Origin of the sequence: Vibrio sp. 10N.261.51.C6, assembly GCF_041471785.1 — a bacterium.
Taxonomy (GTDB): Bacteria; Pseudomonadota; Gammaproteobacteria; order Enterobacterales; family Vibrionaceae; genus Vibrio; species Vibrio crassostreae_C.
Map to the genome: position 1 here is coordinate 1 of NZ_JBFRPB010000037.1, position 15,767 is coordinate 15,767.

The following is a 15,767-nucleotide window of genomic DNA, read 5'->3' on the forward strand; positions in this document are numbered from 1 at the left end:
ACTTTACGGGGTCACTTCATTATGCTCGGCTTTACTAATATTAAGTGGATTGGTTTAGACTAAAACGCGTAACGCATACCGAGCTGTAGCTCATCTTCGTCGTTATCGCCTTGCCCACCTTCGCCCTCGTCTAACATGTTAAACTTATAACTACCAAAGAAGGCCACATCGCCAATATAACGTGCGTATTCTAGACCGATAAAGTTAATGTCGTAATCTGCAATATCGTCAGCTTCAAAGTAGCTGTAGGTCAGGTTGACGTTGTTGGCACCAAACGAGTATCCCAAGTAAGCATCGGCAGAATCGTAGTCTGAATCTTTTACGCCTAGACCTGAAATACTACCAAATTGATAGAGTGCGGCGAACCAAACCCCCTGATCGTTGGTGTACTTAACCGCACCAATATAGGCATCAGAAGTTTCTGTATCTGTCCCAACGCCATAGGTTTCATCACTTGACGCATAACCGACGCCAATATCTAACCCAATCGAAGTGCTGCCGGCGACAACTGCACCGAAGCCGTCACTTTGTGCTGATTCACTATCTGAATTGAAATTGCCATCAATTTGAAAGGTGATGTTGTCGCTTGTCAGTTCATAACGTAAAACATTTTTTGCTCGATCAGCAGTCGACACCGTGTATTCATTGATATAGCCGCTGAAGGTTTCAGCCATATCCGTCCAATCGGTTAAGTAGGTAACGGCATTATTTTGGTGGCCATAATAGACGTTACCGTGATTGGTTTGAACACCCGTATATAAGAATCGAGTGTTAATGCCGATATCATCTGATGCGCCATCTTCAGACTCTGTTAGTTCGAATTCATATTTCCCAAAAAAGGAAACATCGTCCGACGCTTTTTGTGTGCCATCGACACTTAAGCGGACACGTGATCTATCACTATAGGTGCTACTATTACCAGCACTTTTATTCGCATCAGAGAAATTCCCTCGAACTTCTGCGCGGCCGCCGATATTGAATACTGTTTCATCTGTCTCATAAATGGTCGCCGCCGATACGGCAGATGTCGATAGTATGCTCGCCACTGCAATGGCGATATGTGATTTTTTCATAATTTATTCCCTATTTTTCACACTTGTATTTATCGCAAACCATAGATTCACGTATAGCATTGAATTTAGATTATTGATTCCTACAGGTTATGAATATAGGCGCGCTTTGCCATTATGCAAATTTCATTATGTATTACTGTGCTGTATGTATTCAAAATAGCTATGATGTGTGGGGTTGGGTTTTGAATTGCTTATAGATTGTTGCTCTTGAGGGAGATTAATTGTAGCTGATGTTTTTCTACTATAGAGTGCTATCGTAGTATTTATGTATGTTGGTAATAACCCGGCCACTTTATATGAAAAATCCGAATTCAGTCATTGCGGCCTAGTAATTCGATGACGACGATTACAAAATCGTGGTGATTTTTATGAATGATGTATTTCAGTGAGTTACAAAGCCTCTGCGTGCCTTTCACTTATAATGATCAAAATACTACGGTAACCCAATGGGCAAGCAAAATTTTTGACACTAAATATAGGCATTGATCTATACCTGTATGGTTACTGTAAAGGCCAAGAAAAACGGTATAGACAACAAAAATCCCAAATTGAACACATTAGGTTAGTTAATTGGTTGTCATCAAGGATTAGAATTTTTTCTAACTAAACTTTGTTTTTCAGCGGTTTGACGATAATCTGGGTGTAAAATCGACATGTTGTTATGTCTTTGATTGCAAAGTGAGCAAACGAATCGCAAGATGCCAGTTAATACTTGCACCATCTGTTTATCATAGATATCATCGTTGGCGTTCTAAGGGAATGCGTCCGTAGCTCAGTTGGTTAGAGTACCGCCTTGACATGGCGGGGGTCGGTGATTCGAGTTCACTCGGACGCACCATTCCTTCTTTAGTTTTTATTGCATAACTATTGAGTTTGTCACAATGGTAGTAATAAGAAATTAGAACATCGCCCGCTTAGCTCAGTTGGTTAGAGTACTTGCATGACATGCAAGGTGTCACTGGTTCGAGTCCAGTAGCGGGCACCACATTATACGAAAGAGCCCACCTAGTGTGGGCTTTTTTGTGCCTGTAATTCCTCTTTTTATCAGACTCTTAGCCATTTCTTGGTCCCAAGAGATCCCATGATGTGTTGTAAAATCCACCGTTTAAAGTAATCTCTGAAGTAGTCTTTTAAGATCTAAGCAATTTCGAGGTTACTTCAGGGGGTTACGATGGCGAAAAAGGTACAGCCTTTAACGGCTACTCAAATCAAACAAGCAAAGCCTAAAGAGAAAGAATATAATTTAGGTGACGGTGATGGATTATCATTGAAGATTAAGCCTATAGGAACAAAACTATGGCGTTTTTCATATTATCACCCCATTTCACGAAAGCGCTTGAACCTAGCCTTAGGTAAGTACCCTGATATCTCCCTAGCCAAAGCAAGAACTAAAGCGATTGAGGCAAGAGAGCTTCTTGCAGACGGTATTGATCCTAAAGAGCATCGTGATACGACACTCAGAGAAAAACAGTTAGAATTGGCGAATACGTTACAGTCGGTATTTGATGACTGGATTGAAGTGAAGAGAACAAGCGTCAAAGAGCAAACCGCTAAGAAGCTAAAGCAACGAATTGAGAAGTACCTCTTACCTGATCTTGGTAAGTTTCCCCTTGGTGACATTACGGCACCACAAGCGATAAAAACAATTAAACCCATTGCGAATCAAGGTAAATTAGAAACAGTAGGGCGTTTGTGTCGTAACCTCAATGAGATAATGACCTTTGCAGTAAACACGGGTGTGATTGAGCACAACAAGCTCGCAGGCATTGGTAAAGCCTTTGAAACCGCCAAGGTCACCAACCAAGCTTCGTTAGCCCCAGATGAGCTTCCAGAGCTTCTCAAAACAATCAACTATGCATCCATTAAACCCATCACTCGCTGCTTGCTAGAATGGCAACTTCATACCATGACAAGACCTGCTGAAACGGCTGGGGCACGTTGGGATGAAATTGACAGAGAAAAGATGCTTTGGGTCATTCCTGCTGAACGAATGAAAAAGGGAAGAGTGCATACTGTCCCGTTAACAAAACAAACTCTAGATCTATTAGAAACCATTGATTTCATCACGGGTGATAGTGAATACCTTTTCCCTGCAGACAAAAGTAACAAAAATCACATTAACAAAGAGACAGCAAATAAAGCATTGGTACGAATGGGCATGAAGGGTAGGCAAACTTCTCACGGTTTGCGCGCATTAGCCAGTACCACCTTAAATGAGCAAAACTTCGATCCAGATATTATAGAAGCCGCACTTTCTCATGTGGATAGAGATAAGGTAAGAAGTGCATACAACCGAACTGACTACCTTGAACGCCGTAAAGTTCTCATGGTGTGGTGGAGTGATCATATCGAAGAAGCTGCTTCGGGGAGCTTGTCGATGAGTGGTAAAAAGAGCCTGAAGGTTGTGGGTTAGGTTGATTAGCTCTAAGCATAACTGAGTGTCAATACCATTAATATTTTAAAAATTTCCCATGATGTTATCTCGTGCATGAGAAGAACGTTGACATCGACATCATTTTCCAGTTTTTATTGAGTCCGACACTCTGCTATTTATGCTATTAATAGCATGAATAGCCCTCTTTATCGGTAGCTTGCAAGGATGATGGTTTGAGATTTATCAACAAGGTTTTTTATAAGTTGAGTGACATTGATACGAAAGTGTCAATGAAGGATAAGCTGAAAACGTGTCTTGAGCTCGATATACCGCTGTTAGTCGATGTACCCAATGGTTACAGCGTATGGGGCATTGATAAGCAATTGGATGAACTGACAAGGCAAGATGTTGTTTTAAGTGAAAGCGATTATTCAAAAAAAATCATGCTCATGCATCATCTTTTGGAAGGAGAATATCTCTCTCGTGTTAATCCACCCAAAATTAACACTCTTTTTTTAGGAGCATCTACATTAGTTGCTGGTGTTGAATATCTACAAGTAACAGAAAGTGATACGAAAAAGCTTTTAGCTTCTGAAAATATCACGACTGATACATTCAAAGGTGTGGTTACTTTCGATGACAAAGAGCAACACTTTGCCTTAAATGAGTCAATACCTGTTTCTCCTTATGATTTTAAGCTTGGGAGTAATACCGATAATGGTCATCCCATAATGCAGAAAATTAAAAATGGGATGAGTAATTCGCGTTTTGTACTTTGTGATAAAGCAACACGTAGTAACAATGATTTTAACTTTCCAGTAGGAAGTGAACTCAATTTGTCAGTGAGCTTGTTAGAAGTCGTTATTAGAGAGAGTGACGTTTCAAAGCTAGTGTTCAACGACAAAGATTATCAACAGAGCGCATATTACCTGGAACCGGAGTACCATGCATCTACTGCATTATGGGAGCTATCGAATTGTGGGTATGCTCTGTATGTTAAAAACGCATCCGTTGTCTCCGGTGGCTGTTCAGGCTACCTATTTCGCAATTTTAAGAGCTTTAAAAAAAAGGGAGAGCGTGAAGCGGGAGCTTTTCTGATTAAAGACAAAACAGGTAAAAACTTCAATCTTGTCAAAGAAGTTTATAGCCACCACTGGCTATCAGATACTAAGCTGAGCAAGAAAAATGTACAAGAAATAGCCAGGAATGTTCTAGATGAACTACATGAAGTTCTTGATACAAATGACACATATATTCATGCAATAGAATTAATTATCAGGCCAGATAAGTACAAAAAATTAAAATAGTAAAAGAGTCGTAGCCCTTTTGTATAAAGGGCTGGGGTGGGTTTTTATGCCGAAAAATCAACTCCACTCCTTTTTGTAACTTTGTCCTTTAATGTTTAATGGCACCTTAAATCAACTAAGGAGCTTTAAATGTTATCTACTCACTCAGAACTTCGTTCAAACCAAATTCTTCGACTTAAGGATGTCATGTTAATGACGGGCCTTTCTCGGTCGACTATCTATGACAAACAAAACCCTTCATCAAAACGTTTTGACCCTTCATTTCCTCAGAAAATCAAACTAGGCGCAAGAGCGGTAGGTTGGTTGATGGGAGATATGCAAACTTGGTTAAATTTGATGAGAAATAACTCTATCGCAGGGCGTGATTAGAGAGGTGGTTATCAAAATTTAATCATTTTATGTCGTTATCGATAGGAGTGCACATGTTATATCAATTTCCAATTTCGTCGGAGGCCTTTCCCATTGTCTCTCCGTCATCACTAATCACTAAAGCCTATATGGAGGCTAAATTCATCACGCAAGCGCCTGATTCGATGATCTATATGACCGCTATTAGTTCCGTTTCACTCGCATTACAAGGCGTTATTGATGTAGAAATACCCACGGGAAAAGTAAGCCCTGTCTCACTAATGGGGTTAACGATTGCAGAATCAGGAGAGCGTAAATCATCAGTAGAGAATTTATTCACAAAAGGAATCAAATCGTTTCAAAAAGAAAATATTGAATGTTACCAAACACAATTAGATCGATACCAGATTCAACTTGAGTTACATGAAAAAAAAGTCGCTCGTATAAAAAAGTTAGTCAATTTGGATGATGAACTTGAATGTGAGTCAATGGCAAACCAGTTACTCGAACTCGAAGAAAAAAAACCAATTAAACCAAAACTCGATTTGCTCTCATATGAAGATAGTACTATTGAAGCATTGCTGAGTGGTCTCAGTGAGAATGTACCAAATGCTTTTCTTGGGTCTAGTGAAGGGGGAGTATTACTTAACAGCCGAGCGATGGCGCAAACAGCTAGCCTGAATGCAATTTGGAGTGGTGATGATGTTACTGTCAATAGGAAAACAACAGGATCATATACAGTAGAAAGCGCTCGGTTAACCGTCCATATAATGACGCAATCAAGTGCGCTAGATCGCTTTATTAAAAAATCAAAGGATAGTGTGCGTGGTAATGGATTCTTGGCTCGTCTTCTTGTTTGTGAGCCATCATCCAAAATTGGGTTTAGGCAGTCTTCAGGGATAGACTATTCACGAGACGGTATCGAGGAGTTTAATGGTAAGCTTTATCATTGGCTGTCGGAGTCCCAAGACATTTCTAATTACACCAATAGAAAAATTGTTAGATTCTCCAATGGAGCAAAAAAAATCTGGCAGGATGTTTACAACGATATTGAAGTAAAGATGAGACCTAACGGTATCTTTCAGAAAGTTGCAGATCATGCCTCAAAGTTACCAGAAAATATCGCAAGGTTAGCGGCTTTAATTCATTGTTTTGATGGCGATTTAGATGATGAAATTTCTTCGGACACACTCCTAGAGTCAATTAATTTAATAAGTTATTTCTCTGGTCAGTTTGTGAAAGTTTTCTCTGCACCACCGAAGTGTGAAGTAGATGCTTATAATTTAATACAGTGGTTTCATACTCTTTCAAATTCAGGTGTTAGATATATCAAACGAAATGATATTTTTCAATTTGGGCCATATGGGACAAGAAACAAAAAAAACCTAGAGCAAGCATTAGAGTACCTAAAACCCAATTATATATTAAGTGAAATTATGATCAAACCAAAGACAAGGGTCGTCGATCTCTGTCCTCTTTGTCCACGTAATGATGCGAAAATCATGATTGATTTGGGATTGAATATTTCTATTTGATTTACATTAAATCGATTAGCCATAGAGGTAATAATTTATAGATAATAAGTTAGATTTACAATAAATATAGATAGAATTGTTTGTGAATAAGTCCAGAGTAATAAGTAAGAATGAACTAGGGGGGTAAACATCAAAATAATAAAGTGGTATCTATCTATCCCCTAGTTTAGCTGTTAGTTGAGTTTGATATTTTGTCGGTTATAGTAATATATATCTTTTGTTAGTATGAGGTTTTTATTATTCATACCTTAAGAATGAAGTGAAGTAGATATGGCTATTGTTTTTTTAACTAAGAGGTGTTAAGTTGAAATGAATTTAATTAAAACAGGAGTGTTCAATAATTATCGTGTGATATTTAAACATGGACCATTAATACAAAGAATATTAATAGCGAATGAATTAATGATGGCTAAATCTTTGTCTGATCATAACCGTCTTCTTGTTATGCGCTTTGAGCTGAAGTTTCCCAAAGGTTACTCAGGACCTACTGAGATAATATCGAAGTTTTTTGATTCTCTTCGTTTTAAAATTAAATATGACTTAAGAAGGAAAAGTAAAAATAGGAATCGTAAAGTTAATTGCAATATTAACTACGTATGGGTGAAAGAGTTGAGTGGTAACGAAGGTTGGCATTACCATGTCGCTCTAGTTTTAAATTACAATGTGTATAAAGGGTTTGGAAAGATTGGTAGTACTAGAAATAATACCATTAATCGTATTTCAGAGGCTTGGGCGAGTGCAATAAAATGTTCAGTGAATGATGTGAAGGGGTTGGTTCATATTCCCAGCAAAAATTCAACATATGAATTAAATAAGAGTTCCCCCTCATTTCATGACACATTTTATGCTGTATTGTTTAGGTTAAGTTATTTGGCGAAGCTTAAAACAAAGCCCTATGGTGGTAATGCTAGGGTGCGTTTTTACGGGATGAGTAAGAGTTAACTTTCTGTAGAGTATTTATGGTATATATATGAGTCAGTGAAAAAAAGAGGTGTAAAATAACCTCTTTGAAGAGCCTGTAATTTAAATTGTGTATCTGCTTATAATTAAGCCAACCATGGCTAAGGATAAGCAATATGGATAAGAAAGCTTTAGAAGCCTTCGCTCGCGAAGCCGCTAAGTCGATTAAGACTCCTTCTGATCTTGATGACTTCAGGAAAATGTTAACCAAGGTGACAGTTGAGACAGCCTTAAATGCTGAACTCGATGAGCACCTTGGTTACGAAAAACACTCGCCAACTAACGATAGTAACAGTCGAAATGGGTACTCCTCCAAACGCCTAATTACAGACGATGGCGAGATCCAGTTAGAAATTCCTCGTGACCGTGACGCGTCCTTCGAGCCTAAACTCGTTCGTAAGCATCAGACTCGATTCCAATCGATGGACGACAAGATCTTAAGCTTGTATGCCAAGGGAATGACCACCCGTGAAATCGTCGCGACCTTCAAAGAAATGTACGATGCCGATATCTCCGCCAGTCTAATATCTAAGGTCACTGATGCTGTTTTAGAACAAGTCGTTGAGTGGCAATCTCGTCCGCTTGATGCGGTCTATCCCATCGTGTATCTCGACTGCATCGTCGTAAAAGTACGTCAGAATAAGCAGGTCATCAACAAAGCCATTTATCTCGCTCTTGGCGTAAATATGGACGGTCAGAAAGAACTTCTTGGGATGTGGATGTCTGAAACCGAAGGAGCGAAATTCTGGCTCAGCGTGCTCACCGAACTTCAAAATCGAGGGGTGAATGATATCCTCATCGCGTGTGTAGATGGCCTAAAGGGCTTTCCTGATGCCATTAATGCCGTTTATCCAAAAACTCAAATTCAGCTCTGTATCGTCCACATGATACGGAACTCAATGAAATACGTCCCATGGAAAGACTACAAGACCATTACCGCAGACTTAAAAGAAATCTATCAAGCTACGACGGAAGATGAAGCCTTGTTGGCGCTAGAGCACTTTGGTGATAAATGGGATGAAAAGTACCCTCAAATCAGTCGCTCCTGGACGGCTCATTGGGATAATCTCAATACTCTGTTTAGCTACCCTCAAGATATCCGTAAAGCTATCTACACGACGAATGCGATTGAATCACTGAACAGCGTGATCAGAAAGGCGACCAAGAAACGTAAACTGTTTCCGACGGATGAATCGGCTAGAAAGGTGGTGTATCTGGCGATTATGGATGCTTCCAAAAGATGGACAATGCCAATCCATCACTGGAAGCAAGCTCTAAACCGCTTTATGATTATGTTCGAAGACCGACTAACTGAATACTTGTAACAAAGAGCAGTTACACAGAATTATTTACAGGGTCTCTTTGAAAAGTCAATCTATAAAGTTTGGGTTGCTTTATTATTTCGCTGTTCCATTTTTGTTGTTATCCATGCTTGAATTTCATGATCTATCCAAGCAACAGAGCGAGCACCTAGTGATATGGGATGCGGAAATTGTCCTTCGTTGAGATATTTGTAAAGTGATGAGCGTGATATACCTGTAACCTGAATCACCTCTTTCAATCGCAATAGGCGGCTCGAAGTTGGTAACTCTTTAATACTCTTCATTTCGTTGTTCATAACACTAACTCCCTAAAGTCATTATCAATATCATCTTGTGTCACGCCAATGTAGCGCAGCGTTACACCCTCAGAACTGTGGCGAAGCATCCGCATTACTCGTGCAATATCTTTGGTGCTTTTGTATAAGTGATAGCCTCTGGTCTTTCGCATTGAGTGAGTTCCTAACGGAAAACTAATCTCTTCACCAATCGATGAAAACGCTTGGCTAACCGCTCGGCGACTCAATGGATTGGCAGATTTGTTTATTGCTTGCTGATTTCGGTAAGATTGGAATAAGTAGATGTGGTGGGGATTCTCCTTTTTAATGCGAAGGATGATTTCTAGGCTTCTTGGGTTTAATGCAATCTGGGCTACTTTGCCCGTTTTAGATTCACGGATGGTTAAACGGTCTTCTTCGATGTCACTGAACTTAATCGCCAGTAAATCCGAAATCCGTAAAGCCAGATTGATACCAACATTCCAGATATCCGACATTCGCTTACTATGCCGTATTTCTAATAAGTGGCCGATGAGCTGGATAGTGTCACGGTTTTTCACCGCTTGAACTTCTGCCATAACGCAGCTTCCTTTTTTCGATGAAAATGATGATTAGAGGAACTTCAAAGCAGACCAGAAATGAAAAGCCTTGTTCCATAAGGGTTGGCAAGTTCCCAAATTGCTAAAATGGGAACTTGGATGCTTTTCAGCTCTTGGTGACTTTGATTTGGTCAAACACACCATCAGATAAATACTCCAAAAAGTTACTTTCCCACGTTCGGTAAAAAGATTTCACTTCTCGATGTGCTAAAGCGCAAGGTGCTAGAAACATCTGCCTGAATATGTTGCTCTCAATATTGAAATCTAGCTCGATGGTTAACTCTGGATAGGCACCTCCAGAATAAGCAAAGTCGGTGATGTAACAGAATCGCCACTTATCACCTTTATTGCGGATCATGATTTCTACTGGATGATACCCACCAGCTTCAGCGCTATAACTCGTGTCCCGAAAGTTAATGGTTAATAAATCACAGTCGTTATCCCCATTACCTTTTTGAACTTGTTTAGTGATTACGTTGTGAAAGCGAGTCGAGATAGGCAGGACACAAGGGTGAAACTGCATCGTTTGAAATTTGGTTGCGACTGGCATGGTATGCCTCCTTGGTTAGTAGTTATGGGATTGATGATTCAGTGGGCGTGTCTATATTGACGAGTGTTGCTTGTATACCGTCAAAGGAGCCTTGTTGAATTTGCTTGAGGAAAGACCGTTCATAGCTTTGATACAAGCTTGTTACTTGTGGCTGGTGGAGTTCACAGTGTTCAATGTCTGGCTGATAAAACCATCCACGTAGAAAATTGAAGTAGAGCTCGACCTCAATTTTTTCGGTTTGCTCGTTTGGATAAGCAAAGCTAGTGACAAAGACGATGCACCAGCGATTGTTGTCTGATTGATTTATCGATCTGTTGAGTTGGATCTCTACGGGGTGAAAACCGCTGCGGTCTTGGTAGTAGCTCGATACTCGAAAGTTAAGGGCTATCCGTGATGCAAAGGTAGGGATATCTAATTGCTCAACAAGGACATTGAGGTATTCCACTAGCAGTCGATGCGGTGTGGTTTGGCTCATAACAAACCTCGCTCAGCAAAAGATACGCATTGCTCACCTACGACGACATGATCCAATACTCGGATATCAACCAATGCTAGAGCATCAGAGAGACGTTGAGTGATCCTCCGGTCAGCTTGTGATGGCTCAGGTGAGCCGGATGGATGATTATGACCAAAGATAGCCGCCGCCGAGTTCAGCATTAATCCTTCCTTGACGACTTCCCTTGGATAAACGCTAGCAGCATCGATGGTGCCAAAGAACATCTCCTTGTATTCAATGAGTTGGTTTTGATTATCAAGAAACATCACGGCAAACACTTCTCTGTCGTAATGCGCCAGTTTCATCTGTAGATATTGCTTAGTGTTTTCTGGGCTAGTGAATGAGCCTGAACGGGCATACTTCGCTGCGAGCATAGTCGATGCGGTCTCTAGGATTTGACGAAGCTCTGTGGGCTCGTTTGGCGTGTAATGATTTGAATGCATGTACTTTCCTTCTTGTGCGTTAAAGGTATGTGCATCCAAATAATATGTAGCTAAAAAATAATGGAATCCTTCCCCATAGAAGCAGCCCAATCACGCTGGGCTGCTTTAGGTCATGGTTGCTGTTTATCTTGTTGTTTAGCCCAGTTGTAACCACTCACAACGCCATAGATGAACAACTCTATTAGTGTCTTAGTAGGTTGGTGGGGATTCACCATTCACCTCCTTGTTGATGTGATACAAGCCTGCGCCAACGATAAAGCCAGCAATGAACACAAACGGCATAAGAGCCTCCTGCTTAGTTTGATTTAAGAAACGAGCATAAATGGAAGCCTGCGACTAGCTGGCTTCAGAAAGGTAATGTGTGGTTGAAAAAAGTTGGAGTATGGTGATTTACGCTGTGGAGTAATTAAATGCACATTCTCGTTATCTCATGATTTGAACTAACCGGAAATCATCATGAGATTAATCAAATTAAAAGAAGTAATGACCTTAACCAGCCTCGCACGCTCTACCATCTACAAGTACATGAGCGAAGGTGGGTTTCCCAAAGCCGTACCATTAGGTTGTCGTTCGGTAGGATGGGTAGAAGAAGAGGTAACAGATTGGATATTGGATAGGATTGGTGAGCGTGATAATGCTGATTGACAGATAATGGACGGAAGCTAGTGTTTCTTTCTAGGCTGTTTAATCTAATCTGGCTTTTCCTCATTCTTTATTAAAGCATTTATTCAGTGGCAGGTTGTGCCACTAGAATCGCAGTACTTTTGCTTATGGGTAGCGGTTTAGAATCATCACAATCATAGTGCAGCTACTTAGGTTAATGAATAGGTCATACTAACCTCTTTTTTATGTGCTTATATTTATAAAAACAAATTTGTCTAATAGTCACATTTACAACTAAACACTGTTTAGTAAAGCCCGTGATTGCTTCATACATTCAGCTAATAAACATCCCTTACACTGCTTATAACTTAATCATAACAGCTTATAGGTGGTTATAAGTCATGAGTACTAATGCAAAAGCTTGGGTTGAACAGGTTGTTCTTCCTACTTACCCAACGGGCAAGGTGGATCCCAATCCGCTGTTTTTAGAGAACCGTGTTTATCAAGGTTCATCGGGTTCCGTTTATCCTTACGGTGTAATTGATAGCATTACAGATCAAAAAGTCGATCAAACTTATCAAGCGGTATATATCGAAAATGATTATATCAAAGTCATGCTACTGCCAGAGCTTGGTGGGCGCATTCACCGTGCGTATGACAAGGTAAAAGGCCGTGATTTTGTGTACTACAACGAAGTGATTAAACCCGCTCTGGTTGGTTTATTAGGGCCGTGGATTTCTGGTGGTATCGAATTTAACTGGCCGCAACACCACCGCCCGACGACCTTTATGTCGACTGATTTCACCATTGAACATCATGATGATGGCGCTGTGACGGTGTGGATGGGCGAAGTTGAGCACATGTACGGTTTGCAAATCATGGCAGGCTTTAAGGTTTACCCAAACAAAGCTCTGATTGAGATCACGGGGAAAGTCTACAATGGTAATGAAACGCCCCGTCAATTCTTATGGTGGTCGAATCCCGCAGTTAAAGGTGGTGACGATCATCAAAGTATCTTCCCGCCAGATGTCACCGCGGTATACGATCACGGTAAGCGCGATGTCTCTAATTTCCCAATCGCTACGGGCGAATATTACAAGGTGGATTACTCGCCTGGTACCGATATCTCGCGTTATAAAAATCTTCCTGTACCGACGTCTTACATGGCAGATAAATCGGCTTACGACTTTGTGGGCGCATACAGCCACAACGAACAGGGCGGTTTGCTTCATGTTGCCAATCACCATGTTTCTCCGGGTAAAAAACAATGGACCTGGGGTAACTGCGATTTCGGTATTGCATGGGATCGTCAACTCACCGATACCAATGGCCCTTACATTGAATTAATGACAGGTGTGTTTACCGACAACCAACCCGACTTTACATGGATCGATAGCCATGAAGAGAAGGTGTTTGTTCAACACTTCTTGCCATACAGTTATCTTGGTAATGTGCATAACGCCAATACTGACGTGGCGATAAAACTTGAACGCTCAAATGGCAAGCTAGAGTGGGCAGTTTATGCCATTGCGGAAATCACTGATTACACTATGGTGATTTCAGACGGCAAGAATACAGTGTACGAAACGTCATTAACCATGATGCCGGGTGATACTCGCCAAGGGACGTGCTTGCTTGATGGTCAATGTGTCTGTCTTGTCGGGCAGAGCGAACTCACAGCAACTAACCGCTTAACCATTACGGTCACTTCTGCAGATGGTTTCAGCACACTGTCTTATAGTGAACATGTCGCTTCAGCAGATGAAATAACACCAGATCCCGCCACGTCACCTGCATTACCTGCTGACGTTGACAGTGTCGAAGACTTGTATTTCATCGGCCAGCACCTTCAGCAATACCATCATGCAACGCGAAGCCCAGTTGATTATTACCAGGAGGCGTTAAAGCGCGATCCGAACCATTACCAAACCAATGTGGCAATGGCATCGTTGGCGTATGAAGGTGCCGATTACTCCGCAACACTTGCCTACACCAATGCTGCATTGGCACGAGCTCATCAACTTAATAAGAATCCGCTGTGTGGTAAAGCGAGCTACTTGCGTGGTTGTGCAAATGAGAAATTAGGCTTTTTAGATCAGGCGTTTAGCGATGTTTTTAAGGCTACATGGAGTGCGAACTGCCGTGATGCTGGATTTTTCGCCGCCGCCCGTATTGCGACTAAGCAATCTCGTTGGGGGGAAGCGCTGGATTATACGAACCGTGCTTTACAGCTTAACGGCATGCATTATCAAGCAGCGACACTGAAAGCACACTTGCTGATCACGCTGAACCGTGGCAGCGAAGCGGCTGCTTTTATAAAAGCACAAAAAGTGATTCAGCCGCTGGGGTATGGGTTGGCTTTCGAGAAATACCAACTCAGTCAATCAACCTCCGATTTAGCGTCATTCAAGCATTTAATGAACGGACGTGAAGCCAATGCGATCCATCTGGTGAATTTCTATTTATCGATCGGTGCAACAGATAGTGCAAAAGTCGTATTAGCTCAGAGTGATAGCCAAGGAGCGATGACTTATATTTACCAAGCTTATTTATCTGATGAACACACTAGCGCCGACACTGATCTAAAAACTGACGTTAAAACAAGTGTCACAACTTGGTTAGACTCGGCGGCAGAAACCTTCGCTGAAAACGTGTTATTCCCCAATACCTTGACAGAAATTGGTGTGCTGGATGCCTTCCCCAATCATTATTTTACTCAGTATTTGTTGGGTTGCTTCTTTTACGCCAAGCGTAATTATTCTCGCGCCGTACACCACTGGGAAAAGGTCTTATGCCTAAATCCTGACTATGCGCCGGTATTACGCAACTTGTCGGTTTATGCATACAACAAATGCAAAGATTTACAGAAAGCGATTGATTTGATGTCGCGTGCGTTTGCACTTTCGCCTGACGATGCTCGTATTTTGTACGAGTTAGATTTCCTTCATCAAGCTGTAGCGACCGAGCCTACAACGCGAATAGATCTTTTGCAATCGCACTTAGAGGTGGTTGCCAGACGGGATGATTTAACCGCAGAACTGCTCAACTTATACAATATCACAGGACAGTTAGAGCAGGCTGCTGAGTGTTTAGCAACAAGACAATTTCACCCGTGGGAAGGAGGAGAAGGACGCATTACAGGTCAGTTTGTCGTGAACAAATTACGCACCGCTCTTGGGTTAATAAACCAACAAGCATATACCGAGGCAATTGAATGTTTACAAGGTGCGCTGCATTACCCACATAACTTGGGTGAAGGGCGTTTAGTTGGGCAAACCGATAATGATCTGTATTACTACTTAGGTTATTGCTACCAAAAGCTAGATCAACATCAACTGGCTGCTCAACATTTCAAGTGTGCTACACAGGGTAAACAAGAAATAGGGCAAAGCCGTTATTATAACGACCAACCTGCTGATTACTTGTTCTATCAAGCCGCAGCACTGTATCAGTTGGGTGATACTGAAAAAGCGGTTTCATTATATGAAAATATGGTGGCGTGGGCTGAAGCGGAAGCTGACACACTCGTTGAGACGGACTTCTTCGCGGTATCACTGCCTGCTTTGATTGTGTTTGACGGTGATTTACAGGCCGAGCATCAACAGCATTGCTTATTCGTAAAAACAATGGGGCAGCTAGGGTTGGCGTTGATAACCGAGCAGGGCAATCATATTGCGTACAGCGCAGAAGAACACGATACAGATAAACAATTAACGTTTGAACACACCTTGCAGGCATTGTTAACCCAATCGCCAGCACATACTAAAGCGAACTTATTTAAAGAAGTCGCGCAACATCGCTACGCCTTTGGCCGTTACGGTCAAATGTAATGGATAGATCACCTCAGGTGATCTATCGCCTGAGGTGACTATAAAACAATAA

General features: G+C 41.3%; 14 protein-coding genes and 2 tRNA genes. 10 read left to right on the plus strand and 6 right to left on the minus strand.

All coding sequences use genetic code 11. From position 1 onward, the window contains the following. Window positions 1-59 precede the first annotated feature (59 nt). Window positions 60-1,073, minus strand: a complete 1,014-nt coding sequence (locus AB4375_RS10135) for a porin (RefSeq protein ID WP_372051492.1) — start codon at window positions 1,071-1,073, stop codon at window positions 60-62. A 761-nt stretch (window positions 1,074-1,834) separates the two neighbouring features. Between AB4375_RS10135 and AB4375_RS10140 the strand changes: the two genes are divergently transcribed. The 8 genes from AB4375_RS10140 to AB4375_RS10175 all read left to right on the plus strand — a co-directional run bounded on the left by AB4375_RS10140 (window position 1,835) and on the right by AB4375_RS10175 (window position 8,922). After that, window positions 1,835-1,911, plus strand: a tRNA-Val gene (locus AB4375_RS10140). Window positions 1,912-1,981: 70 nt separating this feature from the next. Continuing rightward, a tRNA-Val gene (locus AB4375_RS10145) sits at window positions 1,982-2,058 on the plus strand. 186 nt (window positions 2,059-2,244) lie between these two features. After that, window positions 2,245-3,486: an integrase domain-containing protein gene (locus tag AB4375_RS10150; RefSeq protein ID WP_372051493.1), complete on the plus strand. Its 1,242-nt coding sequence runs from the start codon at window positions 2,245-2,247 to the stop codon at window positions 3,484-3,486. 194 nt (window positions 3,487-3,680) lie between these two features. Then, the gene (locus AB4375_RS10155) at window positions 3,681-4,754 is read left to right on the plus strand and encodes a hypothetical protein (RefSeq protein ID WP_372051494.1); all 1,074 of its coding nucleotides are present in this window, start codon (window positions 3,681-3,683) and stop codon (window positions 4,752-4,754) included. 129 nt (window positions 4,755-4,883) lie between these two features. After that, a complete protein-coding gene (locus AB4375_RS10160) occupies window positions 4,884-5,123 on the plus strand; it encodes an AlpA family phage regulatory protein (protein ID WP_102516813.1) in 240 nt (79 codons plus the stop codon). A 53-nt stretch (window positions 5,124-5,176) separates the two neighbouring features. Continuing rightward, on the plus strand, window positions 5,177-6,637 hold the full coding sequence (locus AB4375_RS10165; RefSeq protein ID WP_372051495.1) for a YfjI family protein: 1,461 nt from the start codon (window positions 5,177-5,179) through the stop codon (window positions 6,635-6,637). Window positions 6,638-6,946: 309 nt separating this feature from the next. Further along, window positions 6,947-7,579: an inovirus Gp2 family protein gene (locus AB4375_RS10170; protein ID WP_372051496.1), complete on the plus strand. Its 633-nt coding sequence runs from the start codon at window positions 6,947-6,949 to the stop codon at window positions 7,577-7,579. Window positions 7,580-7,713: 134 nt separating this feature from the next. Beyond that, complete coding sequence (locus AB4375_RS10175; protein WP_372051497.1) at window positions 7,714-8,922, plus strand: IS256 family transposase; 1,209 nt, start codon at window positions 7,714-7,716, stop codon at window positions 8,920-8,922. A 50-nt stretch (window positions 8,923-8,972) separates the two neighbouring features. On the opposite strand, the gene AB4375_RS10180 is transcribed toward AB4375_RS10175, so the two are convergent. The 5 genes from AB4375_RS10180 to radC form a co-directional block, all read right to left on the minus strand. Further along, window positions 8,973-9,215, minus strand: a complete 243-nt coding sequence (locus AB4375_RS10180; protein ID WP_161686618.1) for an AlpA family transcriptional regulator — start codon at window positions 9,213-9,215, stop codon at window positions 8,973-8,975. Beyond that, entirely contained in the window at window positions 9,212-9,772 is a 561-nt protein-coding gene (locus AB4375_RS10185; RefSeq protein ID WP_372051498.1) for a tyrosine-type recombinase/integrase, read from the minus strand. Before AB4375_RS10185 ends, AB4375_RS10180 begins: the two co-directional genes overlap by 4 nt. A 127-nt stretch (window positions 9,773-9,899) precedes the next feature. Continuing rightward, window positions 9,900-10,343 (minus strand): DUF2787 domain-containing protein, encoded by a 444-nt coding sequence (locus AB4375_RS10190; protein WP_372051499.1) that lies wholly within the window; start codon window positions 10,341-10,343, stop codon window positions 9,900-9,902. Between the two features lie 22 nt (window positions 10,344-10,365). After that, window positions 10,366-10,818 (minus strand): DUF2787 family protein, encoded by a 453-nt coding sequence (locus tag AB4375_RS10195; protein ID WP_372051500.1) that lies wholly within the window; start codon window positions 10,816-10,818, stop codon window positions 10,366-10,368. Further along, window positions 10,815-11,282, minus strand: coding sequence for a DNA repair protein RadC (gene radC, locus AB4375_RS10200; RefSeq protein ID WP_372051501.1), 468 nt, complete (start codon window positions 11,280-11,282; stop codon window positions 10,815-10,817). Before radC ends, AB4375_RS10195 begins: the two co-directional genes overlap by 4 nt. Before the next feature lie 456 nt (window positions 11,283-11,738). On the opposite strand from radC, the gene AB4375_RS10205 reads away from it, so the two are divergent. Together AB4375_RS10205 and AB4375_RS10210 are read left to right on the plus strand one after the other, a co-directional pair. After that, window positions 11,739-11,927 (plus strand): AlpA family transcriptional regulator, encoded by a 189-nt coding sequence (locus AB4375_RS10205; protein ID WP_372051503.1) that lies wholly within the window; start codon window positions 11,739-11,741, stop codon window positions 11,925-11,927. A 359-nt stretch (window positions 11,928-12,286) separates the two neighbouring features. Beyond that, entirely contained in the window at window positions 12,287-15,715 is a 3,429-nt protein-coding gene (locus AB4375_RS10210) for a DUF5107 domain-containing protein (RefSeq protein ID WP_372051504.1), read from the plus strand. The last annotated feature ends 52 nt before the right edge of the window (window positions 15,716-15,767 follow it).

What these genes read in the sequence shown, in the direction of transcription:
- AB4375_RS10135 (WP_372051492.1), bottom strand. Translation starts at nt 1,073, where the DNA reads ATGAAAAAATCACATATCGCCATTGCAGTGGCGAGCATACTATCGACA.
- AB4375_RS10150 (WP_372051493.1), top strand. Translation starts at nt 2,245, where the DNA reads ATGGCGAAAAAGGTACAGCCTTTAACGGCTACTCAAATCAAACAAGCA.
- AB4375_RS10160 (WP_102516813.1), top strand. Translation starts at nt 4,884, where the DNA reads ATGTTATCTACTCACTCAGAACTTCGTTCAAACCAAATTCTTCGACTT.
- AB4375_RS10165 (WP_372051495.1), top strand. Translation starts at nt 5,177, where the DNA reads ATGTTATATCAATTTCCAATTTCGTCGGAGGCCTTTCCCATTGTCTCT.
- AB4375_RS10170 (WP_372051496.1), top strand. Translation starts at nt 6,947, where the DNA reads ATGAATTTAATTAAAACAGGAGTGTTCAATAATTATCGTGTGATATTT.
- AB4375_RS10175 (WP_372051497.1), top strand. Translation starts at nt 7,714, where the DNA reads ATGGATAAGAAAGCTTTAGAAGCCTTCGCTCGCGAAGCCGCTAAGTCG.
- AB4375_RS10180 (WP_161686618.1), bottom strand. Translation starts at nt 9,215, where the DNA reads ATGAACAACGAAATGAAGAGTATTAAAGAGTTACCAACTTCGAGCCGC.
- AB4375_RS10185 (WP_372051498.1), bottom strand. Translation starts at nt 9,772, where the DNA reads ATGGCAGAAGTTCAAGCGGTGAAAAACCGTGACACTATCCAGCTCATC.
- AB4375_RS10190 (WP_372051499.1), bottom strand. Translation starts at nt 10,343, where the DNA reads ATGCCAGTCGCAACCAAATTTCAAACGATGCAGTTTCACCCTTGTGTC.
- AB4375_RS10195 (WP_372051500.1), bottom strand. Translation starts at nt 10,818, where the DNA reads ATGAGCCAAACCACACCGCATCGACTGCTAGTGGAATACCTCAATGTC.
- radC (WP_372051501.1), bottom strand. Translation starts at nt 11,282, where the DNA reads ATGCATTCAAATCATTACACGCCAAACGAGCCCACAGAGCTTCGTCAA.
- AB4375_RS10205 (WP_372051503.1), top strand. Translation starts at nt 11,739, where the DNA reads ATGAGATTAATCAAATTAAAAGAAGTAATGACCTTAACCAGCCTCGCA.
- AB4375_RS10210 (WP_372051504.1), top strand. Translation starts at nt 12,287, where the DNA reads ATGAGTACTAATGCAAAAGCTTGGGTTGAACAGGTTGTTCTTCCTACT.